General features: G+C 61.6%; 28 protein-coding genes and 1 riboswitch. Of the genes, 20 read left to right on the plus strand and 8 right to left on the minus strand.

What is annotated here, in order from left to right; translation table 11 throughout:
- Nucleotide 1: 1 nt before the first annotated feature.
- The 3 genes from glcF (at nucleotide 2) to V8J82_RS10130 (ending at nucleotide 2,921) form a co-directional block, all read left to right on the plus strand.
- Complete coding sequence (gene glcF / locus V8J82_RS10120) at nucleotides 2-1,381, plus strand: glycolate oxidase subunit GlcF (RefSeq protein WP_339974869.1); 1,380 nt, start codon at nucleotides 2-4, stop codon at nucleotides 1,379-1,381.
- Nucleotides 1,382-1,420: 39 nt separating this feature from the next.
- On the plus strand, nucleotides 1,421-2,314 hold the full coding sequence (locus V8J82_RS10125) for a trypsin-like serine peptidase (protein ID WP_339974871.1): 894 nt from the start codon (nucleotides 1,421-1,423) through the stop codon (nucleotides 2,312-2,314).
- A 142-nt stretch (nucleotides 2,315-2,456) separates the two neighbouring features.
- Entirely contained in the window at nucleotides 2,457-2,921 is a 465-nt protein-coding gene (locus V8J82_RS10130) for an Hsp20 family protein (RefSeq protein WP_339974873.1), read from the plus strand.
- Between the two features lie 154 nt (nucleotides 2,922-3,075).
- On the opposite strand, the gene V8J82_RS10135 is transcribed toward V8J82_RS10130, so the two are convergent.
- Nucleotides 3,076-3,969, minus strand: a complete 894-nt coding sequence (locus V8J82_RS10135) for a hypothetical protein (RefSeq protein WP_339974875.1) — start codon at nucleotides 3,967-3,969, stop codon at nucleotides 3,076-3,078.
- Nucleotides 3,970-4,109: 140 nt separating this feature from the next.
- On the opposite strand from V8J82_RS10135, the gene miaB reads away from it, so the two are divergent.
- Nucleotides 4,110-5,426 (plus strand): tRNA (N6-isopentenyl adenosine(37)-C2)-methylthiotransferase MiaB, encoded by a 1,317-nt coding sequence (gene miaB, locus V8J82_RS10140; protein ID WP_339976023.1) that lies wholly within the window; start codon nucleotides 4,110-4,112, stop codon nucleotides 5,424-5,426.
- On the opposite strand, the gene V8J82_RS10145 is transcribed toward miaB, so the two are convergent.
- Nucleotides 5,423-5,794, minus strand: coding sequence for a hypothetical protein (locus tag V8J82_RS10145; RefSeq protein ID WP_339974877.1), 372 nt, complete (start codon nucleotides 5,792-5,794; stop codon nucleotides 5,423-5,425). The two genes, miaB and V8J82_RS10145, sit on opposite strands and share 4 nt — an antisense overlap.
- 298 nt (nucleotides 5,795-6,092) lie before the next feature.
- On the opposite strand from V8J82_RS10145, the gene V8J82_RS10150 reads away from it, so the two are divergent.
- A complete protein-coding gene (locus tag V8J82_RS10150) occupies nucleotides 6,093-7,121 on the plus strand; it encodes a PhoH family protein (RefSeq protein ID WP_339974879.1) in 1,029 nt (342 codons plus the stop codon).
- A gap of 176 nt (nucleotides 7,122-7,297) precedes the next feature.
- On the opposite strand, the gene V8J82_RS10155 is transcribed toward V8J82_RS10150, so the two are convergent.
- Nucleotides 7,298-7,786, minus strand: coding sequence for a hypothetical protein (locus V8J82_RS10155; protein ID WP_339974881.1), 489 nt, complete (start codon nucleotides 7,784-7,786; stop codon nucleotides 7,298-7,300).
- A 101-nt stretch (nucleotides 7,787-7,887) separates the two neighbouring features.
- The gene (locus tag V8J82_RS10160) at nucleotides 7,888-8,262 is read right to left on the minus strand and encodes a hypothetical protein (protein ID WP_339974883.1); all 375 of its coding nucleotides are present in this window, start codon (nucleotides 8,260-8,262) and stop codon (nucleotides 7,888-7,890) included.
- A 134-nt stretch (nucleotides 8,263-8,396) separates the two neighbouring features.
- Here V8J82_RS10160 and ybeY point away from each other — a divergent pair, with 134 nt between their 5' ends.
- The 9 genes from ybeY (at nucleotide 8,397) to V8J82_RS10205 (ending at nucleotide 17,852) form a co-directional block, all read left to right on the plus strand.
- Nucleotides 8,397-8,894 carry an rRNA maturation RNase YbeY gene (ybeY, locus tag V8J82_RS10165; protein WP_339974885.1) on the plus strand — a complete coding sequence of 166 codons (498 nt, stop codon included), beginning with the start codon at nucleotides 8,397-8,399 and terminating at the stop codon, nucleotides 8,892-8,894.
- Nucleotides 8,895-8,937: 43 nt separating this feature from the next.
- Nucleotides 8,938-9,834 (plus strand): transporter associated domain-containing protein, encoded by an 897-nt coding sequence (locus V8J82_RS10170; RefSeq protein WP_339974887.1) that lies wholly within the window; start codon nucleotides 8,938-8,940, stop codon nucleotides 9,832-9,834.
- Complete coding sequence (gene lnt, locus V8J82_RS10175; protein WP_339974889.1) at nucleotides 9,831-11,354, plus strand: apolipoprotein N-acyltransferase; 1,524 nt, start codon at nucleotides 9,831-9,833, stop codon at nucleotides 11,352-11,354. Before V8J82_RS10170 ends, lnt begins: the two co-directional genes overlap by 4 nt.
- Before the next feature lie 6 nt (nucleotides 11,355-11,360).
- A riboswitch (SAM-SAH riboswitch) is annotated at nucleotides 11,361-11,408 on the plus strand.
- 5 nt (nucleotides 11,409-11,413) lie between these two features.
- A complete protein-coding gene (metK, locus tag V8J82_RS10180) occupies nucleotides 11,414-12,595 on the plus strand; it encodes a methionine adenosyltransferase (protein ID WP_339974891.1) in 1,182 nt (393 codons plus the stop codon).
- Between the two features lie 3 nt (nucleotides 12,596-12,598).
- Nucleotides 12,599-13,081 carry an ABZJ_00895 family protein gene (locus tag V8J82_RS10185; RefSeq protein WP_339974893.1) on the plus strand — a complete coding sequence of 161 codons (483 nt, stop codon included), beginning with the start codon at nucleotides 12,599-12,601 and terminating at the stop codon, nucleotides 13,079-13,081.
- Nucleotides 13,082-13,141: 60 nt separating this feature from the next.
- A complete protein-coding gene (locus V8J82_RS10190; protein ID WP_339974895.1) occupies nucleotides 13,142-13,996 on the plus strand; it encodes a bile acid:sodium symporter family protein in 855 nt (284 codons plus the stop codon).
- 45 nt (nucleotides 13,997-14,041) lie between these two features.
- The gene (gene trmB / locus V8J82_RS10195) at nucleotides 14,042-14,743 is read left to right on the plus strand and encodes a tRNA (guanine(46)-N(7))-methyltransferase TrmB (RefSeq protein ID WP_339974897.1); all 702 of its coding nucleotides are present in this window, start codon (nucleotides 14,042-14,044) and stop codon (nucleotides 14,741-14,743) included.
- Between the two features lie 541 nt (nucleotides 14,744-15,284).
- Nucleotides 15,285-16,637, plus strand: coding sequence for a 3-phosphoshikimate 1-carboxyvinyltransferase (gene aroA, locus V8J82_RS10200; protein ID WP_339974899.1), 1,353 nt, complete (start codon nucleotides 15,285-15,287; stop codon nucleotides 16,635-16,637).
- A gap of 522 nt (nucleotides 16,638-17,159) precedes the next feature.
- A complete protein-coding gene (locus V8J82_RS10205; protein ID WP_339974901.1) occupies nucleotides 17,160-17,852 on the plus strand; it encodes a glyoxalase superfamily protein in 693 nt (230 codons plus the stop codon).
- Here V8J82_RS10205 and V8J82_RS10210 read toward each other — a convergent pair.
- Genes V8J82_RS10210 through V8J82_RS10225 form a run of 4 tightly spaced genes read right to left on the minus strand, consistent with a single transcriptional unit; the run spans nucleotide 17,849 to nucleotide 20,961 of the window.
- Nucleotides 17,849-18,700 carry a hypothetical protein gene (locus V8J82_RS10210; RefSeq protein WP_339974903.1) on the minus strand — a complete coding sequence of 284 codons (852 nt, stop codon included), beginning with the start codon at nucleotides 18,698-18,700 and terminating at the stop codon, nucleotides 17,849-17,851. The two genes, V8J82_RS10205 and V8J82_RS10210, sit on opposite strands and share 4 nt — an antisense overlap.
- A complete protein-coding gene (locus V8J82_RS10215) occupies nucleotides 18,697-19,119 on the minus strand; it encodes a hypothetical protein (protein WP_339974905.1) in 423 nt (140 codons plus the stop codon). Before V8J82_RS10215 ends, V8J82_RS10210 begins: the two co-directional genes overlap by 4 nt.
- The gene (locus V8J82_RS10220; RefSeq protein ID WP_339974907.1) at nucleotides 19,106-20,053 is read right to left on the minus strand and encodes an acyl-CoA desaturase; all 948 of its coding nucleotides are present in this window, start codon (nucleotides 20,051-20,053) and stop codon (nucleotides 19,106-19,108) included. Before V8J82_RS10220 ends, V8J82_RS10215 begins: the two co-directional genes overlap by 14 nt.
- Nucleotides 20,050-20,961 carry an acyl-CoA desaturase gene (locus tag V8J82_RS10225; RefSeq protein ID WP_339974909.1) on the minus strand — a complete coding sequence of 304 codons (912 nt, stop codon included), beginning with the start codon at nucleotides 20,959-20,961 and terminating at the stop codon, nucleotides 20,050-20,052. Before V8J82_RS10225 ends, V8J82_RS10220 begins: the two co-directional genes overlap by 4 nt.
- A gap of 75 nt (nucleotides 20,962-21,036) precedes the next feature.
- Here V8J82_RS10225 and V8J82_RS10230 point away from each other — a divergent pair, with 75 nt between their 5' ends.
- From V8J82_RS10230 to V8J82_RS10255, 6 genes are all read left to right on the plus strand, one after another.
- Nucleotides 21,037-21,381: a metalloregulator ArsR/SmtB family transcription factor gene (locus V8J82_RS10230; protein WP_339974911.1), complete on the plus strand. Its 345-nt coding sequence runs from the start codon at nucleotides 21,037-21,039 to the stop codon at nucleotides 21,379-21,381.
- Between the two features lie 55 nt (nucleotides 21,382-21,436).
- The gene (locus tag V8J82_RS10235; RefSeq protein ID WP_339974913.1) at nucleotides 21,437-21,847 is read left to right on the plus strand and encodes a GFA family protein; all 411 of its coding nucleotides are present in this window, start codon (nucleotides 21,437-21,439) and stop codon (nucleotides 21,845-21,847) included.
- Nucleotides 21,844-22,335, plus strand: coding sequence for a hypothetical protein (locus tag V8J82_RS10240; RefSeq protein ID WP_339974915.1), 492 nt, complete (start codon nucleotides 21,844-21,846; stop codon nucleotides 22,333-22,335). Before V8J82_RS10235 ends, V8J82_RS10240 begins: the two co-directional genes overlap by 4 nt.
- A complete protein-coding gene (cmk, locus tag V8J82_RS10245) occupies nucleotides 22,332-22,946 on the plus strand; it encodes a (d)CMP kinase (RefSeq protein WP_339974917.1) in 615 nt (204 codons plus the stop codon). Before V8J82_RS10240 ends, cmk begins: the two co-directional genes overlap by 4 nt.
- Nucleotides 22,936-23,277, plus strand: a complete 342-nt coding sequence (locus V8J82_RS10250; protein WP_339974919.1) for a hypothetical protein — start codon at nucleotides 22,936-22,938, stop codon at nucleotides 23,275-23,277. The genes cmk and V8J82_RS10250 overlap by 11 nt, the downstream gene beginning before the upstream one ends.
- Nucleotides 23,278-23,461: 184 nt before the next feature.
- A complete protein-coding gene (locus V8J82_RS10255) occupies nucleotides 23,462-24,025 on the plus strand; it encodes a hypothetical protein (protein WP_339974921.1) in 564 nt (187 codons plus the stop codon).
- The last annotated feature ends 18 nt before the right edge of the window (nucleotides 24,026-24,043 follow it).

Below are 24,043 nucleotides of genomic sequence, written 5' to 3' on the forward strand. Positions count from 1 at the left end.
GATGCAGACGACCTTCTCGCCCGAGCAGTTGAAAGATCCGGCGACAGCGCGCTCCAACGAGATCTTGCGGACCTGCGTGCATTGCGGGTTTTGCACTGCGACTTGTCCGACCTATCAAGTGCTCGGCGATGAGCTCGATAGCCCGCGCGGGCGGATTTATCTGATCAAGGATATGCTTGAAAACGGGCGCCCTGCCGATGAAAAGACCGTCAAACATATCGACCGGTGCCTGAGCTGCTTGGCTTGTATGACGACGTGCCCGTCGGGCGTGCACTACATGCATTTGGTCGACCACGCGCGCGAGTATATCGAGCAGACCTATAAGCGACCTTGGTCGGATCGGGCATTGCGCTGGGTTTTGGCGCGGATCTTGCCCTATCCAATGCGCTTCCGCGTCGCTTTGCTGGGCGCCAAAATCGGGCGGCCCTTCGCGCGGCTGATGCCCGATGCCCGTCTGCGCGCCATGCTGGATATGGCGCCGAAGACCATCCCGCCGGTCAGCCGCAATGACGATGCGCAGGTCTTTCAGGCGGAGGGCACGCGGATCAAGCGGGTGGCTCTGATGACGGGCTGCGCGCAGAAAGCGCTGAACACCGATATCAACGATGCCACAATCCGAATTCTCACACGTCTGGGATGCGAGGTTGTGGTGGCCGAAGGAGCAGGCTGCTGTGGCGCGTTGACCCATCACATGGGCAAGACCAAGGAAAGTCATGCGACGGCGGCCAAGAACATCCGCGCCTGGTCGCACGAAATGGCGGGCGAAGGTCTGGATGCGATTGTGATCAACACATCCGGCTGCGGCACCACGGTGAAGGATTACGGCCATATGTTCCGCGAGGATGCGGAGTTGGCAGCGGATGCCGCAAACGTCGCGGGGATCGCTAAGGATATCTCCGAAGTGCTGATCGACCTCCTGCCTTCGGGCGATGCGCGCTTCGATGCCAACGTGACCAGGCGCGATCCGGCAGTGCCCGGCCACAAACGGCGCCGCGCCGATACCCTCACCGTGGCCTATCATGCGGCCTGTTCGCTGCAACATGGTCAGCAGATCAAGACCTATCCCAAAGACCTTCTGAAACGTGCCGGGTTCCAGGTGGTCGAGCCTGCCGATAGTCATCTGTGCTGCGGCTCGGCGGGGACTTACAATCTGATGCAGCCCGAGATTTCGGGACAGCTTAAGGCGCTCAAAGTGGAAACTCTGGAGGCCGTTCAACCCGATCTGATCGCCGCGGGCAATATCGGCTGCATGATGCAGATCGGCTCAGGCACCGAGGTGCCGATTGTCCACACGGTCGAACTGCTGGATTGGGCAACAGGCGGCCCGCGTCCAGCTGGATTGGACCGCGATGGCACCCCTGCGATACCGATTTTACGGTAACGGATTGGTGCGGATGGTGCCTTAGTTTCGCCTTAACGGATGGCTACCCAAATGTCGTTATTTGCGATTTGGGATTTCTCTATGTTGCCGAACTTCCGCCAGTGGCTGCCGATGCTTGCCGCTGCTTCCGTCTTGTGCGCGCTGCCTTTTGCGACGGCTGCGCAAATCATGCCGCAGCCGGGCGATCTGCGCCCGATTCAAACCGCGGATGACGCGCGTGGATGGGAGGCTGTGGGGCGCTTGGATACCGGTGTGTCCTTCTGCTCGGCCACATTGATTGCGCCGGATCTTGTCCTGACTGCCGCGCATTGTCTGTTCGATGACAGCCATGCCCGTATCCCGAATGAAAACCTGCGATTTTCGGCGAGTCTGCGGAACGGTCGCGCCGATGCAGTGGGCCGCATTGCACGCAGCTTCATCCCCGATGCCTACGTCTCCGATGATGATGGCCCGACCGTCGATACGGTCAGCGATGACGTGGCATTGCTGGAACTCACACAGCCGGTTATCAATGCGCGGGTCTCGCCGCTGCAGGTGGGTAGACGCGGGCGCACGCGTGATCTGGTGACGGTTGTCTCCTATGGACGCGACCGCGCAGACTACGCCTCAATCGAAGAGGATTGCGCGATCCTGGCCTCGCAATTGCCGATCCAGATCCTGTCCTGCAATGCTGTTCCCGGAACCTCAGGCGCACCGATCCTGCGCGAAACCGGCGCTGGCGTCGAGGTGATCGGCGTCGTCTCGGCCATCGGCGAATGGAACGATGATGACGCGACCTTCGCCGTTGCCATCGATGATATCTTGCCCGCTTTGATGGCGGAATATGAAAGCACGCGTCGCGGGTTTTTCGGTGGCACATCCGCTGGGGTCCGATCGCTTTCGGTCGGAAATGGGGGGCGCGACACGATCGGCGCGCGGTTCATTCGTCCCTGAAAATGGGCCTTGAAAGCGAAAAAACGGCTTCCCAAATAACAAGTGTCGGCGCCGGGATCGGGCCGACACTTACGTTGTTTGGGCCTGTGCCATAGATGCGGGCAGGCCCGTCACATGTTGTCGCTCAAACGGAGGATAACCCATGCGCACATATGATTTTTCGCCCCTATACCGTGCTTCTGTCGGTTTTGACCGGATGGCAGATATGCTGGATCGTGTTCTGACCCAGGATGTCGGCGGAGCTAACGGCTACCCCCCTTACAACATCGAAAAAACGGCTGACGATGCCTACCGCATCTCGGTCGCGGTTGCTGGGTTTACCGAGGATGAATTGTCGGTCGAACAGCGCGAACAGGGCCTGGTGATTGCCGCCCGCAAGGCCAAGAACGAGGCCGAGCGGACTTACCTGCACCGCGGCATTGCGACCCGCGCCTTTGAAAAGCGCTTCCATCTGGCCGACCATGTTCGCGTGACCGGTGCGGTAGCCGAAAACGGCATGCTGCATATCGATCTGGTCCGCGAGGTGCCCGAGGCGCTAAAACCGCGCCAGATCGAGATTGGGTCTGGCCGCGCGAAAGCCATTGAAGCCGAGCAGGTCGAGGCTTAGCGCTCCCTGCCTAGCCAAATGCCGGGGCGGTCCTCGACGGGCCGCCCCTATGCGTTGAAATGCCCAAATAACAGATCCGTGCCCCTGTTTCAGCTTGGCAGAAAAACTCCCCCCGGAGGGTCGATCTGTCACCCACTTCCCGAAATCAGCCGGTTCAGAACCACTGCCCCGGTTCCATCAGTCCCAACTCCATCAATTGCATGGAGGACCAGTGGAATTGCTCCGATTTATGCCAGCGAAAGTCCGAGATGTCGTGACGGGAACCGGGATTGGTCCGCAGCGCCTTCGCCACACGGAATGAACAGATCGTCGCCGTCAGCGAATGATGCCACGGGCAGGCATAGGTGTTCATCTCTTCATCATTCAACCGATGATCCGGGCCCAGACGCAAACCGCGTTTGGCACGGAACAGCGCAACCCGGTCTATGCGCCGTTTCGGCTTGGGCACGTGTTCTTCGAACCGCCATCGCAGCCCCCCGAAAAAGTCCATTTGTCGGTCAAGTTCGGTCTTTCCGTCCGGACCGCCCATGCGCGTTTCCGCGTAGTAGCCGGAACTGTCCAGCAACGCGCCGTCCAGATCGACGGCATCGGGATGCGTGGTCAGATCCCCTGCATAAAGGTCGATCACATAGCTCAGCACCGCATCGCGCCGTTCTTCCATCACCCAAGTGACCAGCTCACCTACGGTGCGATCCTCACAAAATGGGTAGAACAGAAATTCGCCGTTGTAGCAGTAGTGAATCCAGACGCCGGGCACTTTGTCGATCAGGGCGTTCACCACCGCCTCTGCCGCGCCGCTTTGCCGGGAGGGATGGCGAATCACGAACTGCGGCGGTGGCCTGCGCTTTGCCGATTTCGGCGCGGCAGGCACATCCATGCCGACCGGCGCAACGATCAAAATCGCCTTGAACCCCAGCCCACGCAGATGTTCCAGGCTGTTATTCAGCGCAACGCTGTCTTCGGCCACCAGCACCGCAAACGGCCCTTTGCCAAGCTCTGCGCCGGGGCTGGCCCGGAACCGGTCGAGGCTGTCAAATTCCATATTCATCCTGCTAGGCATTAGCTGCGTGCCACGATGACCATGATTGCCGGTCATTGCAAATGCATCGACCACATGTTGATGCCATGGCCGCTGAGCGATACATGCAGTTCGTTGAGATCTCGTTTCCAAAGCCAGGCACCGCCGCGATGACCAAGAAGCTCTATGTGAAGACTTATGGCTGTCAGATGAATGTCTATGACAGTGAGCGCATGGCCGAGGCTTTGGGCGCATCAGGTTATGAGCAGGTGGATGCCCCCGAAGGCGCCGATATGATCCTGCTCAACACCTGCCATATCCGCGAAAAGGCGGCGGAAAAGATCTATTCCGAACTGGGTCGCTACAAACCCTTGCACGACGCAAACCCCGATCTGAAGATCGGGGTGGCGGGCTGTGTCGCCCAGGCCGAGGGGGAAGAGATCATGCGCCGTCAGCCGATGGTCGATCTTGTGGTGGGCCCGCAGACATACCACCGCCTGCCCAAGATGATGGAGGCCGTGGATCGCGGCGAAAAGGCGCTCGATACCGATTTCCCCGAGGAAGACAAATTTGCGCATCTGCCCAAGCTCCGCCAACCGCGGCGCGGGCCGACGGCGTTTCTGACGGTGCAGGAGGGCTGCGATAAGTTCTGCTCGTTCTGCGTGGTGCCCTATACCCGCGGCGCTGAGGTCAGCCGTCCCGCCACCCGCCTGTTGGGTGAGGCGCGCGATCTGGTCGACCGCGGTGTGCGCGAGATCACGCTACTGGGTCAGAATGTGAATGCCTATCACGGTGATGGCGGCGACGGCGAATGGGGTTTGGCGCGTCTTATCCGCGAAATGGCCAAGATAGACGGGTTGGAGCGGATCCGCTTCACCACATCTCACCCCAATGACATGGACGACGATCTGATCGCGGCCCATGGCGATTGCGCGAAGCTGATGCCATATCTGCATCTGCCGGTTCAGGCGGGCTCGGATAAGGTGCTGAAGGCGATGAACCGCAAACATACCGCCCAGCAATATATCGATTTGATCTCCCGCATCCGCGCCGCGCGGCCCGATTTGCACCTGTCCGGTGACTTCATTGTCGGCTTTCCGGGCGAGAGCGAGGCAGATTTTCAGGACACGCTCGAACTGGTGAAAACCGTGGGGTTCGGCACCGCATATTCGTTCAAATACTCCTCACGGCCCGGCACGCCCGCCGCAGAGCGCGACGGCCAAGTGCCCGCCGATGAGGCCAGTGACCGATTGCAACGCCTGCAGGCGTTGTTGACCGAACAGCAGCGCGCAACTCAAGATGCGATGGTCGGGCGCGAGGTCAGCGTTCTGTTTGAAAAGCCGGGCCGTCAGGCCGGGCAGATGGTCGGTAAGTCGGAATATCTCCACGCGGTCCATGTGGACGGGCCAGATCGCCTGCGGGGGCAAATCGCCCCCGTGCGCATCGTGGAAAGCCGCACAAACTCGCTGCGCGGCGCGCTGCTTTAGCGTCGCGGCGGCTGCTGGATCAAGATGTTCTGCAGGATCTGACGGGCTGCGGCCGGATTGTCCACGCCAGCCTCATCGCGGCAAACGCGTTCGCCGATGGCGTTGGCCTCGCCATAGGAATAGCCGACGGCCACAAGGCTATCGATGAATTCAGGGTTCGGACGATCCCAGATTACATCATCCCAGGGGCCGCGATAACAACTGAGAAGGATCGCGCCTTGGGTGCTTTGGGCGGCTCCACCGCCGACCTGTACGCTGGCGCCCTCATGGGAATGCGCTCCGTCATGGGCGTGGGCCATGTCGGGTGCAAATCCGGCTGGAACGGCGAGGGCGGCAAGAAGGGCCAAGGTCGGGATGTGGTTTGGCATGGATCGATCTCCGTAGAAGGCGCATGGCCAAGTGTCTCAGCCAAAGGTTGAGCATACGCTAACATGACATTTTGTCAGATGGCGGAAAATTTCCAGTCTTTCCCAAGGCGTAGCAGGTTCGCGCGCGTCGGGGCCCGTGGTGCGGACACCATAGGTGTGGCGGTGGCGCACCGGCAATAACACGAAATATTGGTGACATGCGCAGATCGGCGGTAGACAAGCGTCCACACCGAAGCCAGACTTGTGATCAAGACGGCCTCGGATGGTCCGGGGGCGCATACCCAACCGGAGACTGCTTTTGGCGATCAACCCGCTGCCGCATCCAGACCCAAAAAGTGACACCCATATCGGCAGCGACGCGCCCGAACGTCTTCTGGAATTTCCCGACAATCGCCTGTTGATCGAGCTGTGCGGCGAATTTGACCGCAACCTCTCGCATATCGAGCATCAATTGTCGGTTCATATTCTGCGCCGGGGCAATGCCGTAGCGGTGATCGGTGACGCCCAAGACCGGGCGGTCGAGGTGTTGGAAGCGCTCTATGCGCGCCTTGAGCAAGGCAAATCGGTGGAGCCTGGCGATATCGATGCCGCCGTGCGGCTAGGCGGCTCCGATGAAGGCACCGGTGTGCGCGATGGCGACCAGATCGAGATGTTCAAGGGTGGCGCGCTTGAGATCGGCACAAGAAAGAAAACGGTCGAGCCGCGCACTCAGGCGCAGCAGGCCTATGTGCGTGCGCTCTATGACCATGAATTGGCCTTCGGGATTGGCCCTGCGGGAACCGGCAAGACCTATCTGGCCGTGGCTGTGGCAGTGAACCAGATGATGTCGGGCCATGTCGACAAGATCATCCTCAGCCGCCCCGCCGTTGAGGCGGGCGAACGGCTGGGCTTCTTGCCCGGTGACATGAAGGACAAGGTCGATCCCTATATGCAGCCGCTCTACGACGCTTTGAACGATTTCTTGCCCGGTAAGCAATTGGCAAAGCTGATCGAGGAAAAGACGATCGAGATTGCGCCTTTGGCCTTTATGCGTGGGCGGACGCTGTCGAATGCATATGTCGTATTGGACGAGGCGCAGAACGCCACAACCATGCAGATGAAGATGTTCCTGACGCGTTTGGGGCAGGGGAGCCGCATGGTGATCACCGGCGACCGCTCACAGGTTGATCTGCCGCGCGGTGTGACATCCGGCCTGCGGGATGCGGAGCGCATTCTCGACGGGGTCGAGGGGATCAGCTTCAACTATTTCACCGCCAAGGATGTCGTCCGCCATCCGATGGTCGCCAAGATCATCGAGGCCTATGACAAAGACGCGCCTGCGGGCTAGCCGCATGGTGCGGCGCGTCGTCAAGCAATCCAAGTTGCGCCGATGGTGGCTGCGCAACAGGCCAAAGGTGTTTCGACCGCGCATTTTTCAAGATGAGGCGGCTTATCGCGCGCGGTTGAAGCGATGTCTTGATCGGAAGACGGATGTGGCGGCCCAGCAAGAGGCGTCAGGCGCGATTAGAGGCCACCCAACCCGGTCATTTTCATCAGGTCTTTCAAATAGGCGCCTTCGTAAAGCATGAACCACAGGTCGGGGAACATATCGGCCAGATAGGTCTCGCCAAACATCATGCCGACAAACCCGATCGTGACTGCGATGGGCGCTACGGCTCGGCCAGGTGTGATGCGGTCCACGAGAAATGACATGACCAGCGCAATCCCGAAGGCAACAAAGCCCAGCTGCGGGGGGATCTCGCTGAAATCTATCATGCCGCCATCAATCAAGACGACCTGAATGATCCCACCCATCAAAACCGACGCGGCACCCAGAAGCATGGCGATTGGTGCGGCGATCACCATCAGCGCCAAACTCCCGCCACCGCCGGTCTCGTGCCCGGTTTCGTCGTGATCGTTCTGTGGTGCCGGGGTAAAGCCTGCCTGTGGTACGGTTGTATCTCCGTGACCCTCCGCGGCCAAGCGCGCCAATCGTTCTTCAAAGGTGGCCATTGTCCTGTTCTCCACTCTCTTTGTTGCCAAGATGGCGACAGATCATGGCGGGATTGTGGGAAGAACTCGGCTCTTTGACGAAATCTTGCCTGCAGATCGGCCTAGCACAGCACATCGACCGCTGCGTAGATCAGCATCCACAGATGCGGAAAGCTGTGCTCCAGCATTCCCTCGCTCATCGCCATGAAACCAAAGCCCGCCGCCATGCCAAAGGCGCCCGCCATGTTGGTGCGCACCGTGCAGCGCAACAGCAGGAACAGCACCAGCGCCGAGATCATGTGCGACAGTGTGGGTGGGGGTGGAAAGGCGATCATCGGGGTGAAGCCGCCATGCACGACGACCAATTCCACGATCCCGCCGATCGGCACCGACAGGCACCCCATCACCACATAGATCGCCACGACCATCGGTTGGCGCCGCGCAATCCGCGATATTGCTGGGCGAAGACGTGGTCGACGGGTGGTGAGGGCGATCATAAAGAACATGGTCGCATTCAATACGAACAGTTTATGGCCAAACCTTTGGCGTAACGGCGCGTGATCCTTAAAGTCTTAGGCGTTCTGGGCCCGCAAGCGTTGCGTGGTGGGGCGTTCCCGCCTAAAGCCGCGCCATGGAAATCGATGTCTTGATCGAGGATCCGGCCTGGGATGCCGTGGATCTTGAGGCTGTGGCCGAAACCGCCTTGCCTGCGGTTTTGCGCGCGCTGGATCTGCCACCGGCACGTTTCGCCGTCAGCCTATTGGGCTGCGACGATGACCGGATCGCCGGGCTGAATGCGGAGTTCCGTGGCAAGGCCACGCCGACCAATGTTCTGTCATGGCCGTCGGAGGAACGCGCGCCGTCGCCTCCTGGGGCCATGCCTGATCCGCCCAAAGCTCCGGACGATGGCCCGCCCTTGGAGCTTGGCGACATTGCCATCGCCTATGCCACCTGCGCCCGCGAGGCTGCGGCGGCGGGCAAGCCGTTGAGCCATCACTTGACCCATCTGCTGATCCACGGGTTGCTGCATTGCCTGGGCTACGACCACGAAACTGACCCGGATGCCGCACTGATGGAGGCGTTGGAAACGCGCATACTTGCAAGCTTGGGGGTCCCTGACCCATATTAGGCGCAACGGGTGTTCCAGACCCGGTTATCATTGGAAAGGAGCCATGAGCTCAAATCCCGATCCGTCGTCTCCCGCGGCGCGTGGCGCGCCCTCGGACGATGATGATACTCCCGCCCAGAGGCCGGGATTTTTCGCGCGACTTTTCGGCGCTACACCCGCTGTGGCGCAACCGTCTGATCCGACAGAAGATGACAGCACACCGCAGGCCGGTACGTCGGGCCCACGATCCCTGGGGCTTGGCAATCTGCGCCAGATGCGTGTGGAAGATGTGGCCATTCCGCGGGCCGAGATCGTCTCGGTCAGTGTCGACACCGATTTGAGCGGTCTGGTCGAGGTGTTTCGCGACAGCGGGCTGACCCGTCTGCCGGTCTATGATGGCACCCTGGATGAGCCCATTGGCCTGGTGCACCTGAAGGATATTGCGCTTGGCTTTGGGTTCAACGGCGGCAGCGCGGATTTCATCCTTTCCGAAAGCCTGCGGCCGGTTCTCTATGTGCCGCCCTCGATGCCGATCGGTGTTTTGCTGACGAAGATGCAGGCCGAGCGAACCCATATGGCGCTTGTGATCGACGAATATGGTGGCGTCGACGGGCTGTTGACCATCGAGGATCTGATCGAACAGGTCATCGGTGAGATCGAAGATGAACACGACGTGGAAGAGGCGCAGCCCTGGATCCGCGAAGAGGATGGCGCCTTCCTGGCGCTGGCCCGGGCGCCCCTGGATGAGTTTGAGGCTGAGGTTGGGCTGGACCTGGTCGAAGACGATGACGAGGAAGAGGTCGACACGCTGGGCGGCCTTGTCTTCCTGTTATCGGGTCGCGTCCCGGCCCGTGGTGAGGTTGTGCCGCATCCCACCGGGGTCGAGTTTGAGGTGATCGATGCCGATCCGCGCCGCATAAAGCGCCTGCGCGTGCGCATGCCGAAAGAGGCCGCCGAGTGAACCCGGCCCAGGCGCTGATGCGCCTGTCGGGATGGCGCGCGCGGGGCCTTTGTGCTGCCGCCGGGAGTGTGGCGGCGCTGGCCTTGCCGCCCTTTGATCTTTGGCCTGCCCTGTTTCTCGGATTTTCCCTTGCGCTGGCATTGATCGGCACGGCCCCCACATCCAAAGCTGCCGCTGGGCGCGCCTGGTGGGTGGGCCTTGGCTGGTTCGGCGTCACGATGCATTGGATCGTACAGCCGTTTTTTGTGGAGCCTGAAATCTATGGCTGGATGGCGCCGTTCGCGCTTGTGCTGATGGCGGGCGGGTTGGCCTTGTTCTGGGCACTCGCGGGTGGGCTTGCGGCGCGTTTCTGTGGGAGCGGTGCCGTGCGATTTCTGGCGCTGGTCGGTCTGTTGACGCTAACCGAAGCCTTGCGCGGTCGCATCTTCACCGGCCTACCTTGGGCGCAACCGGGGCATGGGCTGATCGGTTCCGAGGCGCTGGCGCTGTCGGCCTTCGTCGGACCGCTGGGATTGACCCTTGTCTTACTGGTCTTGGCCGGGGCCTCCGCCGCGCTTTTGGCGCGCCCGCTCATCGCGCTGGCACCATTGGCGGTTGGTCTTGGCCTGGGTGTGGTGCCGTTGACGCCCGATCCGCTGGCTATGCCCGATGATGCTGCAACGGTGCGCATCGTTCAGATCAATGCACCCCAGCATCTGAAATGGGATGCGGATTATATTCCCGTCTTCTTTCAACGTGCCCTGACCCTGACGGCCGAGGCCCCGGGCGATCACGGCGCGCCCGATCTGGTGGTGTGGCCCGAAACCAGCCTGCCGGATATCCTGCGCCGCTCGGATCTGGCGCGGGCCGAGATCGCCGGAGCCGCGCGCGGTGCGCAGGTCATTCTGGGCGGGCAGCGCTATGCCGGGATTGAGCCACGCAACATCCTGGCGCTGCTCGATCCTGCGGGTGGCGTGGATCAGATCTACGATAAGCATCACCTGGTGCCGTTTGGAGAATACCTGCCCCTACGTGGCTTGACGCAGCGCCTGGGTCTGCAAGGGATCGCGGCGCAATTGTCTGGCGGCTATTGGCCCGGCGCGGGTCCGAGTTTGATCGATCTGGGCCCCCTGGGCCGTGCCTTTCCGATGATTTGTTACGAGGCGATTTTCCCGCATTATCTACGCGCGTTGGAGCGGCCCGATTTCATGGTTGTGATCACCAATGATGCTTGGTTCGGCAGTTTCGCGATGCCCCATCAGCACTTGGCCTTGGCGCAATTGCGCGCCGCCGAGCAGGGGCTGCCTGTGATCCGGGCCGCGAATACCGGGATTTCCGCCATGATCGACGGGCGCGGGCAGATCGTCGAGGCATTGCCAATGGATATACACGGGATCATCGATGCCCGCCTGCCGCCGCCCCGCCCATCGACGCTTTATGCGCGGACCGGCGATCTTCCGGTGCTGGCTGTGGCGCTTTTGATCACAATCATCGGGAGTGTTCTCTCGGGTGCCATTGAACGTCGCCCAAAAGCGGCGTAAGGGCATCCGACCCCACAACGGCTTCCTGGCGTGGGGCGCAACTTCAATGGAGCAATCCCATGGCCCGCGAGAACTACCTATTCACCTCGGAATCCGTCTCCGAGGGACACCCCGACAAGGTTTGCGATCGGATTTCCGACGCCGTGCTGGACGCCTTCCTGGCCGAAGAACCCGAAGCGCGTGTCGCGTGTGAGACCTTTGCCACCACCAACCGCGTTGTGATCGGCGGTGAAGTGGGCCTGAGCGATCAAGCCAAGCTGACCGAATATATGGGGCGGATCGATTCCATCGCGCGCGACTGCATCCGCGATATTGGCTATGAGCAGGACAAGTTTCACCATGAAACGGTTGAGGTCACCAACCTGCTGCACGAACAATCGGCCCATATCGCGCAAGGCGTGGACGCGGCCGACAACAAGGATGAAGGCGCGGGTGACCAAGGGATTATGTTCGGTCACGCCGTGGCCGAAACGCCTGAATTGATGCCCGCGCCGATCCACTATGCCCATGCCGTGTTGAAACGTCTGGCAGAGGTGCGTAAATCCGGCGCAGAGCCCGCCTTAGGCCCCGATGCGAAATCGCAGCTTTCCGTGCGCTATGAAAACGGCAAGCCGGTTGCGGTGACGTCGATTGTCTTGTCGACCCAGCATCTGGACGAGGCGCTGACATCCGATGACGTGCGCGCCATCGTGGAGCCTTATATCCGCGAGGAATTGCCCGAGGGATGGATTAGTCCCGAGACCGAATGGCACGTGAACCCGACGGGTAAATTCGTGATCGGCGGCCCTGATGGGGATGCCGGACTGACGGGCCGCAAGATCATCGTGGACACCTATGGCGGCGCCGCGCCCCATGGCGGCGGCGCGTTTTCGGGCAAAGACCCGACCAAGGTCGACCGCTCGGCGGCCTATGCCGCGCGGTATCTGGCCAAAAACGTTGTCGCAGCGGGCTTGGCCCATCGCTGTACGATCCAGTTGAGTTATGCGATTGGAGTCGCCAAACCATTGTCGATTTATGCCGACACCCATGGCTCCGGTCAGGTGCACGAGTCGCAGATCGAAAAGGCGTTGGAACAGGTCATGGATTTGACCCCGCGCGGCATTCGGACCCATCTGGGCCTGAACAAGCCGATCTATCAGCGCACCGCTGCCTATGGCCATTTCGGGCGCGCGGCAGAGGACGATGGCGGCTTTTCCTGGGAGCGCACCGATCTGGCCCAAGCGATCACAGCAGCACTGTGATGCGTGAATAGATCGCTTGCCTATTATGTCTTGCGCTTCGCCTTATCGGTGATCGGGGTGACAGCCATGATATGGGGGGTGTCGGTGCTGTTGGCCCAATTTGCGCCAGAGATCGCGCAAATGGTGTTCGGCGGCCCGGCAGCCATCGGTATTGGCGTCGCAATCATGATCTTTCCGCCACTGCAACTCGCACGGGTCTTCTACGCGAATGAGGAGCGGCGCATGGGGCGCGGCGAAGGCTGGTCGCTCGCCTTTATCTGCGCCACGCTGTTCACCCTCGTATTGACAGGGCTGACCTTCGCTGCCCTAAGCCAACGTGCCGGTGCGCTTGCCGAGATGCAGCAGGTGATCGGATCCGATCTGGCAATCGCGATGCTCCCGCTGGCGATTTTGGCGGTTATTTTGACACTCATCTATCGCCTGTTCTTCTGGGCCACGATCCGCGGTGAGGTCAGACGGGCCGAGCGGCGCGCCGCCAACGGGTGATGCATCGCTTGCCTTTGAGCCTTACCCGCCCTTAGCGTGACGCAACTGAGGGAGGGGCCAATGGATATGATTACGAGTATCGGATTGCCGCTGTCGCTTGCGGTGATCATGCTGAGCTTGGGCGTCGGCCTGACATTGGCCGATTTCCGGCGGGTGGCCGAGCGTGCCTATGTGTTCGGTATTGGCGCGGTCTGCCAAGTGATCCTGATCCCGGTACTCGCCTATATCGTCATTCTGGTCTTTGGATTGACCGGCGAAATTGCGGCTGGTGTGATGTTGCTGTCATTTTGCCCCGGCGGTGTGACGTCGAATATCGTCTCGCGGCTGGCGAACGGGGACGTGGCCTTGTCGGTGTCCCTGACGGCGGTGATCTCTCTCTTGTCGATTGTCACGGTGCCGCTGCTGGTCGGTTGGGCGGTCGCGCATTTCATGGGGGCGGAGGCGCCCGATGTCTCGGTCACGTCATTGGCGCTGGCGATGGTGGTGATCACCTTGTTGCCGGTCTCTATCGGCATGGTGATCCGCGGTCTCGCGCCCGGATTTGCCCTGCGGGTTGAGCCCACGCTGGTGCGCCTGGCCAGCCTGCTGTTTGTCTTGGTCATCCTTGCGGCCATCGCATCGAACTGGGTGCTGCTGATGGCCAATGTCGCCACTCTGGCGCCCGCTTTGATCACGTTGAACGTTGTCGCGATGTTGGCGGGTCTTGGCATTGCGGCGGCCGCAGGCTTCACCTGGCGTGAACGCAAGACGATCTCGGTGGAGGTCGGTATCCAGAACGGCACGCTCGGGATCACCTTGGCGCCGTTGATCGTCAGCGGCGTCGGCATTCCTGCGCTTGGGCTGCCCTCGGCGGTCTATGGCGTTACCATGTATCTGGTCGCGTTGCCTTTTGTACTATGGCTGCGTCGGCGATGAGATTGGGGTTTGAGCCCGGGGGCGCAAGCCGCTAAGTCGCCCGCCATGGAACATCCAAAGCGCCCGCATCGCAATTTCTATGGCCGTCGCAAGGGCCAACATCTGAAAGACAGCCAGGAGCGATACTTGGCCGAAGATCTGGCGGCGCTCAGCCCTGGAGCCGTGGATTGGGACGTGAACCCGGACCGCGCGCCGCTGGACCTTGAGGCTCTGTTCGGCGGGCGCGACGTGTGGCTGGAGGTGGGTTTCGGCGGCGGGGAGCATCTGGTGCACCAGGCCGCGCAGAACCCAGATATCGGGATCATCGGATGCGAGCCCTATATCAACGGTGTCGCCATGCTGCTGGGCAAGATCCGCAAGGCCGGTGTCGACAATCTGCGCGTCTATCCCGGTGATGCGCGGGACCTGTTCGATGTGTTGCCCGAGGCGAGCATCGCGAAGGCATTTCTGCTCTATCCCGACCCATGGCCCAAAAAACGCCACCATCGGCGCCGCTTCGTCACACCGGAACACCTCGCCCCCCTTGCGCGTGCCTTGAAGCCCGGCGCCGAATTTCGGGTGGCCACGGATATCCCGGATTACGTGCGCCAAACCCTTGAAGAAGTGCCGGGGGCCGAATTTGACTGGCGCGCGGAACGGCCCTTGGATTGGAGAGAACCCTGGCAGGATTGGCTCTCCACGCGCTACGAACAGAAAGCTTTGCGAGAAGGTCGTGTGCCGCACTACCTGACCTTTAAAAGACACTGAGCTGGGTCGATGGATGGTCGGTCCGATGGGCCTACAGATCGCTGGCTAAGGTTGGTTCAATCAAGTGGAACACGCCCCGCTCTCAAATTGCGCGGCCTGTGACAGTCAATAAGGCCTCTATCGATCAACGCTTTCAGAGGCGTCTTCGCTGCGAGCCTTCGGGGAAGTGACCCATGTTTGCAGGGTGCTCTGCCCCCAGGTGAAGCCGTCCCCGGGATATTTGAAAAACAGAGAAAACTAAATCGCCCGGTCCGCACCCGACCAAGACTATCTTGGCGGGGGTTTCTCCGTTTGCAGCCATCGGCGTCCCCGCCTGCACCGCAGCCCGAACATGCCGGACCCGCGGTTAAACTTCGTTACCCTCGTTCTTTGTTTCTTAAATATACCGGGGGAGTCCGCAGGACGGGGGCAGCGCCCCCTTAATCGTCTCGTGGTGTGTTGATACCTCGGCGCAATCCCTGGACAAGCCTGTGCAATTGGCCGGTGGACCTCCTCTGTCCGCGGGACTATCACCGCGCTGACCACAGCAAGCGGAGCCCCCATGTCGAGCCACGGCGATCCAATCCCTATGACCGCCCGTCGGGGCACGGCCCTGAAGGGCATCGCCGATGTCCCAGGCGACAAGTCGATTTCGCACCGCTCCTTGATCCTCGGTGCGCTGAGTGTCGGCGAAACCCGCGTGACGGGTTTGCTTGAGGGGCAAGACGTGCTCGACACCGCTTCCGCGATGCGCGCCTTCGGGGCCGAGGTGACCCGCTCCGATGACGGGGAATGGTCGATCCACGGGGTTGGTGTCGGCGGCTTTGCCGAGCCCGAAGATGTGATCGATTGCGGCAATTCGGGCACCGGTGTGCGGTTGATCATGGGCGCTATGGCGACATCCCCGATCACCGCCACCTTCACGGGCGATGCCTCCCTCCGGTCGCGGCCCATGGCGCGGGTCACGGACCCATTGGCGCTGTTCGGCACGCAGGCCTTTGGCCGGGCCAAAGGGCAATTGCCGATGACGCTGATCGGGGCCGCTGATCCGCTGCCGGTCACCTACACGACGCCCGTGCCATCGGCGCAGGTCAAATCCGCCGTCCTACTGGCCGGGTTGAACGCTCCGGGTCAGACCGTCGTGATCGAGGCCGAGGCGACCCGGGATCATTCCGAACGGATGCTGGCGGGCTTTGGTGCCGAAATCACCACCGAGATCACGCCCGAGGGGCGCGTGATCACCCTGACCGGCCAGCCGGACCTGCGGCCACAAACCATCGTGGTGCCGCGCGATCCCAGCTCCGCCGCATTCCCGGTATGCGCAGCGCTTATATCAGAAGGCTCAGATATCCTGGTTCCGAATATCGGCCTGAATCCGACCCGGGCCGGCCTGTTCGAGACGCTGCGCGATATGGGTGCCGATCTGACCTATGAGAATCCGCGCGAAGAGGGTGGCGAACCGGTCGCTGATCTGCGGGCCAGGTTCTCCCCGGAGATGAAAGGGATCGAGGTTCCGCCGGAACGCGCGGCCTCGATGATCGATGAGTATCCGATCCTGTCGGTCGTCGCCGCAAATGCCGAAGGCGCGACGGTGATGCGGGGCGTGAAGGAGTTGCGCGTCAAGGAAAGCGACCGGATCGCGGCCATGGCAGACGGGTTGCGCGCCTGCGGGGTCGAGGTGGACGATGGCCCGGATTGGTGGATTGTCCATGGACGTGGGCCGGGCGGTGTCACGGGTGGTGCGACGGTCGCAACGCATTTGGATCACCGCATCGCGATGTCGTTCCTTTGCGCGGGCTTTGCCAGCCAACAGGGGATAACCGTGGATGATGCAGGCCCAATCGCGACGTCATTCCCGATTTTTGAGCCACTGATGCGGGATCTGGGCGCTCAGCTGGACCGTGCGAACCGCTGAATGTGATTGACGCTTGATGACGGGCCAGTTCGGTTTGATGACATTGGTCTGGACCATCCTGAGAGAGCCTAGATTTGGGTCAATCATGGCAACAGCGCGGCCTTGTGTGTGCTGCTCAACTAGACTGCGGGATTCGTCATGCATCTACCAGATATGAACGGGTCGTCCCGTGTTCTGCGTGGTGCCGGTTTCAAGGCAACGTTCGAGCTGGCGAACGGGCAGATCAACACCTATCCGCCGATCAGGTCGTGACGCGGACGACCGCCCCGCACGCTGGGCTGTTTCATGTCGCATATTACGGCGGAACCCGGCCTATCCTGGCGTAAGATCTGAAGCCGGTCTTGCTCTACTCTGGCCTCAAGATTTACGATTTAGCCTGTGCTGGTACAGCCTGCCGCCCGCGGGGTTTCCCCATGGTGAATGTACCACGTTCTGATGACATCCATGTCTTTCCGTAGGCAGGAGCATCGGGCAATGCGGGCTCCCCGACCACAGCCTCCTGCCATGGTGAAGGATATTCCCATGATAATGACGATTGACCGGGCCAAAGCTCGTGCAAAGACGCTGCGCGGTGCCTTGGCGGGGATGACCCATGAGGTCAGCCATTCCCAAGCCCTCGATCTGGTGGCCCAGATGGAAGGGCTGAGGGATTGGAACACGCTGTCCGCGCGGCTGGCGCCAGAGGTTCAGATCGGACCATTGCCCCAAGGCTGGATGCGGTCCGGTGATCAGCCTGAGCGGTTCGAGATGGGCGTGGCCCGTCGAGGCGATCAGCGGGCCGCTGCGATCCGGCTGAAACCCGGAGAAGATCGCGGGTCGGCCTTTGGCACCTTGATGCAGATGGTTGACGCGGTCGCCTATCGCGGTCGTCGCGTGGCCTTGGAGGGCGATTTGGCTGCCGATGAGGTCACCGGTGGGCTCACCATCTGGCTGCGCGCCGACGCTGCGGACAAACAGGTGCTGGCCTTTGACAATCTGGAAAGCGCGGCGGCTGGCGCGGGGCCGATTACAGGCGATGCCGATTGGACCCATCGCCGCGTGGTGCTGGATATTCCAGAGGACGCCGCCGCGCTCAATTACGGGTTTTATCTGCGAGGCGGCGGCACGGCCTGGTGCCGGGGCCTGTCGCTTCGGGTGGTCGAAGAGGATGTGGAGGTGACCGCCGAAAGCGGTGTGCAACTGGCGGCGCCCCAAAACCTCGACTTTTCCGCCTAGCGCCCGACAATCGCGCGGCCGATCTCTGTATGGGCCGCGCGAACCGACCCGGGCAGGTCGCGTGCGCCCAGCTCATCTTCCCACTCGATCCCGCCGGGCCAGGCATAGGCGAGCAGCATCGCCACGCCTTCTGTTGCCGCAAGGGCGGCATAGTTCCGGGCGACCTCGGCCATATCCTCGGGTGCCAAGCCTGCCTGGCTATGGATCGGCGTATGGGTGGCATCCATCACCAGCACCAATTCGACGCTGTGTGGGCTGCTATTACGGGCGGCATTCAGGTGGCGCATGAAGCGCTCATCCTGGGCGGGATCGGACAGCAGATACATGTTGAACCCCCAATAATTGACATTCCAGGGCACAGCCGGTGGATGCCTGTCACGATACGCATCGATCACCATGGTGCGCGCGCCCGGCAGATCGGCTCGGATGCGGTCGATGACCTGCTCCAAACGGCGCGGATTGAGGCGCATCAGCGAAGGTTCGTCGGCGACATAAAGGACCAGCTCTTCGGTAGGCACGCCGCTCACCGCGATGGATTGCAGACCGGCTTGCCACAGATCGAGCGAGTTGCGCCGCCACATTGCAAAGCCGTTCCGACGGAAAAACATCGGCTCCACATGGAAGAGCGGGGTCATCCCAAGTTCCCACGCGCGCGCGAGACGGGCGGCGTCGGTGGCGATGTCACCGGTGGGGCAGACATGGGCGATGTTGGTGAAAGACGCGACCTCTGCCGCGAAATCCTCGCCCGCGCCGTCCAGCCCACAAAGCACACCGGCATAGCCAAAATGGCTCTGCGCCGTGGCGGGGGCGGTGATCAGCATCGCCAGCAAAAGGATTATCGCTTTCATGTGCTCTTATCTCCGCCCGCTGCGCTCAGGTCCACCGACCAATGCCAGCCGACGGCGCCCCACCAGAACGGCAAGCCGAACAAAGCTCCGAACGCGGCTGACAGGATCAAGCCGCCCGCCGCGCCTGCCAGGGGAACGAAGACCAGCGCAGACCATCCGCCGACAAGGGCAACAGATTGCCACCAGATCGCCCGTCTCAGGCGCCGCCGGAGCATGTGATAGCTGACAAAGGCCAGCAGCATTGCGGGGCCAAGCAGCAACAGGCCGTAGCCGCCCAGGATGAGCAAGCTCAGAGCAAACGCCGACAACACCTGATCGGGTGCACCTGCGGTTGAGGTGAGGGCAATGATCAGCGCCAAAATCCCGACCCCGCCGCCATAGGCCGCAAAACAACCGCGCCAGACATCATTCACCTGCATAGATCATCTCCTGTTGCGCAATCGGGCTTTGTTCAGTGACACGTTTGAGACCTTCGCGGTGAGGCTCGGAGGAGGGGCCTTTGACGCCCCAGGCCAGGCCCATGGCCTCAAGCGTGCGGATGAGCCAGAAACCTGGATCCATCTGACCCCGCTCGACCCCGAGGCGGGCCGAATGGGGGAAGGCATGGTGGTTGCCGTGAAAGCTTTCGCCAAAGGTCAAAAGGCCCAAGCCGCGCAAATTATAGCCTTGGACGGGCAAGCCTTGGATCTCCCAGCCCTGATGGCCACCTTTATGGGCGGCATGGCCGACGGCCCAATGACCGATCAGCGATACGGCGATGCGCAGCGAGATGCCCCATAGGATCCACCCGATCCCGCCCAAGGCGAACAGAATGGCCGCTGGGATCAGTTGTTGTGCCATCCAGTGCCGCTCCATCCAGCGATACCAGGGGTCGTTTGCGATTTCGGGCTCGATCTCAAAGCGGGGTGGGTAGTCGAGGCGGAAGGCGCAATGCATCTGCCACCAAGCGTCCCGCAGGGGGCCAGCGCCATGGGAGGGGTGCGGCGGGCAGATCGCCTGCCGCTGGTGCCAATCGCGCATGTCATGGGCGCGGATCATGCCGAACGGACCCGCCATACCCACCAGGGTGCCAAGCCAGACAAGACCACGTTCCAGTCCTTTCGGCGCGGTGAAGGCGCGGTGGATCAGCAGTCGATGCATCCCCACCGAATGCCCGGCGCAGAGGGTCATCGCGGCCAGAAGCAGGAACGCCGCGAACCCACCCCAAGACGGGAACCAGATCAGCGCTGCCGCGCCCCCGGCCATATGGGCCAAGAGCCAGAGAGATTTCGCTGCGTCCCAGACGATGCGGCCTTGGGTGGCGGAGGTGTCGGGGCGCGCAAAAACGCGGTCGGTGTCGATCAGGCGGGTCATTGCAGCACCTCTTGCAGATTCGGAGTTTCAAGGCCGTCGGGTGTTTGGATGTTCCAGGCGAGGCCGATCCAACTGAGCCCGCGGATCACCCACCAACCGGGATCGAGCTGCCTTGCGGTGTGGCCCATCCGGGCGGAGCGTGGGAAGGCATGGTGATTGTTGTGAAACGCCTCGCCAAAGGTCACGAGCCCAAGGGCGGGTAGGTTGCGGCCATCCACCGCGATACCGTCATCGACGAAGGGCCGGTCGCCGCGCGTATGGGCGAAGTGCACCGTTACCCAATGTCCGGCCAGTGACACCGCAATGCGCAGACCGATGCCCCAAAGGACAAAGCCGACCCCACCCATCGCATAGAGCGCGATCGCAAGCGGAAGCTGCTGCCAGCGCCAGGTTGCCTCCAGCCATTGATAGAACGGGTCCTCCGTCACGTGCGCTTCGATGTGCAGCTTCGGCGGGTGATCCAGCACCTGCTCGCAATGCATCTGCCACAGCGCGTCGCACCAGAACCCGACATCGTGTTTGGCGAAGGAATGGCAATCGGGCTGTTGTTGCTGCCAATCGCGGATCTCGTGGATGCGGAACATCCCGACGGGACCGGCCATACCGACAAGTGTGCCCAGATAGACCAATGTGTATTCCAGCCAGCGCGGCGCGGCGAAACTGCGATGGATCAGCAGGCGGTGCATTCCGACCGAATGGCCCAAGCATAGCGTCAGCAGCATCAGCACCAGCGTGACACCCGCCGCCTGCCAGGACGGGTAAAGGATCACGCCGATCCCACCCGCAAACGCCATCGCGCTGAACCAAAGGGATTTGGCGGGGGCCCAGATGACGCGGCCCGCGACCGCCGAACTGCCTGGGACAGGGGTCACACGATCCGTTGATTTCAATGCAGGTTTGGCATCCATCCCTTGTATCTCCTCACTTCGTCATTTAACTAATAAGTGAAATCTCTATTTAACCTGTGAGTTAATTGGTGAAATATGTCAAGCCCTGATAAAGTGTTTGAGGCGCTATCCTCGGCTAACCGTCGGAGAATATTGGCGTATTTACGGGATAGGCCGCTCCATGCCGGGGCGATTGCTGACCGGTTCGAGATGTCGAAGCCAGCCGTCAGCAAGCATTTGTCGATTCTGGAATCGGCCGGGCTGATCTGGCGCAAGCGTGAGGGGCAGTTCATCCTTTACGGGATGGAGCAAGAGCAGCTCGCCGGGCATCTATGGACCTTCATGCAAGAGGTCTGCCCGCCATCGCGTGCGATCCGACGCGAGGTGCGTGACGAGATGGATGGCACCCTGCCGCCCGACACGGAGCCCGAGCAAAGCTGACCCCTGGCGTCGTGTCGCGGGCGGGTCTAGGCTGTCGGCGGGACGGAGGGACGCGATGCGTGACGTGACGGGATCGTGCCTGTGTGGGCAAATGAGTTATCGGGTGACGGGTGCGTTACGCCCAGTCATCGCCTGCCACTGCGTGCAATGTCGCAAAAGCTCCGGTCATCACGTCGCGGCAACCTCCGCCCCGCGAGACAGCGTTAAGATCACCGGTGAAGTCACCTGGTATGCCTCCTCGGGTACGGCGCGCCGCGGGTTTTGCGGGCTTTGTGGATCGAACCTGTTTTGGGATGGGCCGGGCACACATCTGTCAATTTTTGCGGGCACGTTGGATGGCGATCCCGGCGTGCGCATGGCGGGCCATATCTTTTGTGATTTCAAAGGAGCCTACTACGATTTGGCCGATGATCTGCCGCAGGCTGGCTGTGATGATCCGGACCTGACAACGCAGGTGCCTGGATGAGCCCGCGTAAGGCGTGGCAGGCTTTGGCGTTCCTGACCACGGCGCTCTATGGCGGCATCGCGTGGCTTTGGTTTGTCGAGTTGATCCCCGGTTCGGGAGGGGCCTTGCCGCTGGATGCAAGGTTGATCGGGTATAGTGTCGATGAGGCGCGCGCTTACCTTGCGGCTCTGACAGCGCCGGCGCGCGCGATTTATCTGAACGACATGCGGGTGCTCGACACGATTTTTCCAGTTTGTCTGGCAGTTTTCCTGGCCGCACCGATGATCTGGGCCCTGCGGGGCGTCTGGCGCGCTTTGGCGCTGCTGCCGATTGCCTTTCTGCTCGCGGATCTCGGCGAGAACGCTCAGATCGCGGCGTTGTTGCGGACGGATGAGCCCTCAGACGCAATGATCGCCGCAGCAAGCACTATGACGCGGGTGAAATTCGCTTTGTTGATCGCCAGTGCGATTGCGCTCACCGCCCTATTCATGAGACCCAAGCGCCCATGAGATTCACTGTTGCCATCGACGGGCCCGCTGCGGCGGGAAAAGGCACGATTGGGCGGGCCGTCGCCGCGGAATTTAGCTTTGCGCATCTGGATACGGGGCTGCTCTATCGCGCGGTCGGGGCACGGGTTTTGGCCGGTGAACCGGCGCAGCAGGCGGCTGAAGACCTGCAACCCCAGGACTTAGCCGATCCAGAGGCGTTGCGCACGCCTGATGTCGCACAGGCGGCCTCAAAAGTGGCGGTGATCCCCGAAGTGCGCGCCGCTTTGCTGGATTTCCAACGCGCCTTTGCCACTCGCGTTGGCGGTGCAGTTCTGGATGGGCGCGATATCGGGACGGTGATCTGTCCACACGCCGAGGTAAAGTTGTTTGTGACGGCCAGCGCCGAGGTGCGGGCAAAGCGGCGCTTGGATGAATTGGCGGATCGGGGGATTGAGGCCGAATATGCCACGGTGCTGGCCGATGTGCGCGCCCGTGACGCCCGCGATGCCGACCGGGCGACAGCGCCTATGCGCGCGGCCGAGGATGCGCTGGTGCTGGATACCAGTGCGCTGTCGGTCGACGATGCAGTGGCCGCGGCAATCGCGGCAGTCAGGGCGAAGCGTGACGCGTGAAACCGCAACGCTGATTGTGCATCGCGGCGGCGGCTGGGCAGATAGGATCCGCGCCTATCGGATCTTCGTGAATGATGTCGAGGTGGGTCGGATCAAGCGCAACAGCAGTTTGGAGCTGACCGTACCTGCGGGGCTCCACATGGTCGGCGCGAAAATCGACTGGACCCGGGCGGAACCCGTTCTTGTCGATCCGTGTGCCGGTGAGATTGTCGAGATTGACGTCTTCAACACCCACGGCGCGTTTGGATCGTTCGAGGCGATTGGGATAGGTCGGCATTCCTACCTCACCCTCTCGGTCCGGGGGCGGCCTGCCCGATCCAGGCAGCGCTAAGCACCTATGGCCGCGACCAAGGCGCTGCCCTGCCGCTGGACCAGGACTGTTGTTCATAGGTCTTGTACAATTTTCCTCAAAAACCGGCGCCGATGCCGATCTCGTGACAGAAGGTGAGCATTCCGCGCTAGGTGCATGCGCAAAGTCGCGCTAGCCTATCGCCACCTTGCGTTCGGAGACACCTATGTTGCGCGTTTTCACTCTGGCGGCGATGCTGGTCGTCCCGTTTTCCATGGCTGCCCTGGCGCAGAATGCCGAAGAGACGCCGCCCGAGGCTGAAGTTTCCCCGGAGGTGGCGAATGTCGAGCCGGACATGACCGTGACACGTCTTGCCAGTATTGTGACGGCTCTGGACCCCGACGCCACAATCGAACCGCGCGGTATGTCCTTTACCGTTGCCAGCGTTCCGGTGACCATCGTCATGGATCCTATCGCCGACCGGATGCGGATCCTGGTGCCGATCTCCTCATCTGAAGCGTTGGGCGAGGCGGAATTGCTGCGGTTGATGCAGGCCAATTTCGACACCGCTTTAGATGCGCGTTACGCGGTGGCCAATGGGCGGTTGTGGTCGACCTATATCCATCCGCTGTCGCCATTGCAGACTGAACAGGTGATTTCCGGCATCGCGCAGACCGTGACGCTGGCCCAGACCTATGGCGACAGCTTTACCTCTGGCGCGATCATGTTTGGCGGCGGCGACACACCCGGTCTGATCCGTGAGCTGCTGGATCTGGGCCAAGAGCTGTGATCTGACGCACGTGCCGGT

It is taken from the genome of Gymnodinialimonas mytili (assembly GCF_037544085.1).
Classification (GTDB): Bacteria; Pseudomonadota; Alphaproteobacteria; order Rhodobacterales; family Rhodobacteraceae; genus Gymnodinialimonas; species Gymnodinialimonas mytili.

What these genes read in the sequence shown, in the direction of transcription:
- V8J82_RS10205 (WP_339974901.1), top strand. Translation starts at nt 17,160, where the DNA reads ATGATAATGACGATTGACCGGGCCAAAGCTCGTGCAAAGACGCTGCGC.
- V8J82_RS10135 (WP_339974875.1), bottom strand. Translation starts at nt 3,969, where the DNA reads ATGAATATGGAATTTGACAGCCTCGACCGGTTCCGGGCCAGCCCCGGC.
- ybeY (WP_339974885.1), top strand. Translation starts at nt 8,397, where the DNA reads ATGGAAATCGATGTCTTGATCGAGGATCCGGCCTGGGATGCCGTGGAT.
- V8J82_RS10210 (WP_339974903.1), bottom strand. Translation starts at nt 18,700, where the DNA reads ATGAAAGCGATAATCCTTTTGCTGGCGATGCTGATCACCGCCCCCGCC.
- V8J82_RS10155 (WP_339974881.1), bottom strand. Translation starts at nt 7,786, where the DNA reads ATGGCCACCTTTGAAGAACGATTGGCGCGCTTGGCCGCGGAGGGTCAC.
- V8J82_RS10190 (WP_339974895.1), top strand. Translation starts at nt 13,142, where the DNA reads ATGGATATGATTACGAGTATCGGATTGCCGCTGTCGCTTGCGGTGATC.
- V8J82_RS10235 (WP_339974913.1), top strand. Translation starts at nt 21,437, where the DNA reads ATGCGTGACGTGACGGGATCGTGCCTGTGTGGGCAAATGAGTTATCGG.
- V8J82_RS10160 (WP_339974883.1), bottom strand. Translation starts at nt 8,262, where the DNA reads ATGATCGCCCTCACCACCCGTCGACCACGTCTTCGCCCAGCAATATCG.
- glcF (WP_339974869.1), top strand. Translation starts at nt 2, where the DNA reads ATGCAGACGACCTTCTCGCCCGAGCAGTTGAAAGATCCGGCGACAGCG.
- V8J82_RS10145 (WP_339974877.1), bottom strand. Translation starts at nt 5,794, where the DNA reads ATGCCAAACCACATCCCGACCTTGGCCCTTCTTGCCGCCCTCGCCGTT.
- aroA (WP_339974899.1), top strand. Translation starts at nt 15,285, where the DNA reads ATGTCGAGCCACGGCGATCCAATCCCTATGACCGCCCGTCGGGGCACG.
- V8J82_RS10255 (WP_339974921.1), top strand. Translation starts at nt 23,462, where the DNA reads ATGTTGCGCGTTTTCACTCTGGCGGCGATGCTGGTCGTCCCGTTTTCC.
- V8J82_RS10220 (WP_339974907.1), bottom strand. Translation starts at nt 20,053, where the DNA reads ATGACCCGCCTGATCGACACCGACCGCGTTTTTGCGCGCCCCGACACC.
- V8J82_RS10215 (WP_339974905.1), bottom strand. Translation starts at nt 19,119, where the DNA reads ATGCAGGTGAATGATGTCTGGCGCGGTTGTTTTGCGGCCTATGGCGGC.
- V8J82_RS10125 (WP_339974871.1), top strand. Translation starts at nt 1,421, where the DNA reads ATGGCTACCCAAATGTCGTTATTTGCGATTTGGGATTTCTCTATGTTG.
- miaB (WP_339976023.1), top strand. Translation starts at nt 4,110, where the DNA reads ATGACCAAGAAGCTCTATGTGAAGACTTATGGCTGTCAGATGAATGTC.
- metK (WP_339974891.1), top strand. Translation starts at nt 11,414, where the DNA reads ATGGCCCGCGAGAACTACCTATTCACCTCGGAATCCGTCTCCGAGGGA.
- V8J82_RS10230 (WP_339974911.1), top strand. Translation starts at nt 21,037, where the DNA reads ATGTCAAGCCCTGATAAAGTGTTTGAGGCGCTATCCTCGGCTAACCGT.
- V8J82_RS10170 (WP_339974887.1), top strand. Translation starts at nt 8,938, where the DNA reads ATGAGCTCAAATCCCGATCCGTCGTCTCCCGCGGCGCGTGGCGCGCCC.
- V8J82_RS10130 (WP_339974873.1), top strand. Translation starts at nt 2,457, where the DNA reads ATGCGCACATATGATTTTTCGCCCCTATACCGTGCTTCTGTCGGTTTT.
- V8J82_RS10225 (WP_339974909.1), bottom strand. Translation starts at nt 20,961, where the DNA reads ATGGATGCCAAACCTGCATTGAAATCAACGGATCGTGTGACCCCTGTC.
- trmB (WP_339974897.1), top strand. Translation starts at nt 14,042, where the DNA reads ATGGAACATCCAAAGCGCCCGCATCGCAATTTCTATGGCCGTCGCAAG.
- cmk (WP_339974917.1), top strand. Translation starts at nt 22,332, where the DNA reads ATGAGATTCACTGTTGCCATCGACGGGCCCGCTGCGGCGGGAAAAGGC.
- V8J82_RS10240 (WP_339974915.1), top strand. Translation starts at nt 21,844, where the DNA reads ATGAGCCCGCGTAAGGCGTGGCAGGCTTTGGCGTTCCTGACCACGGCG.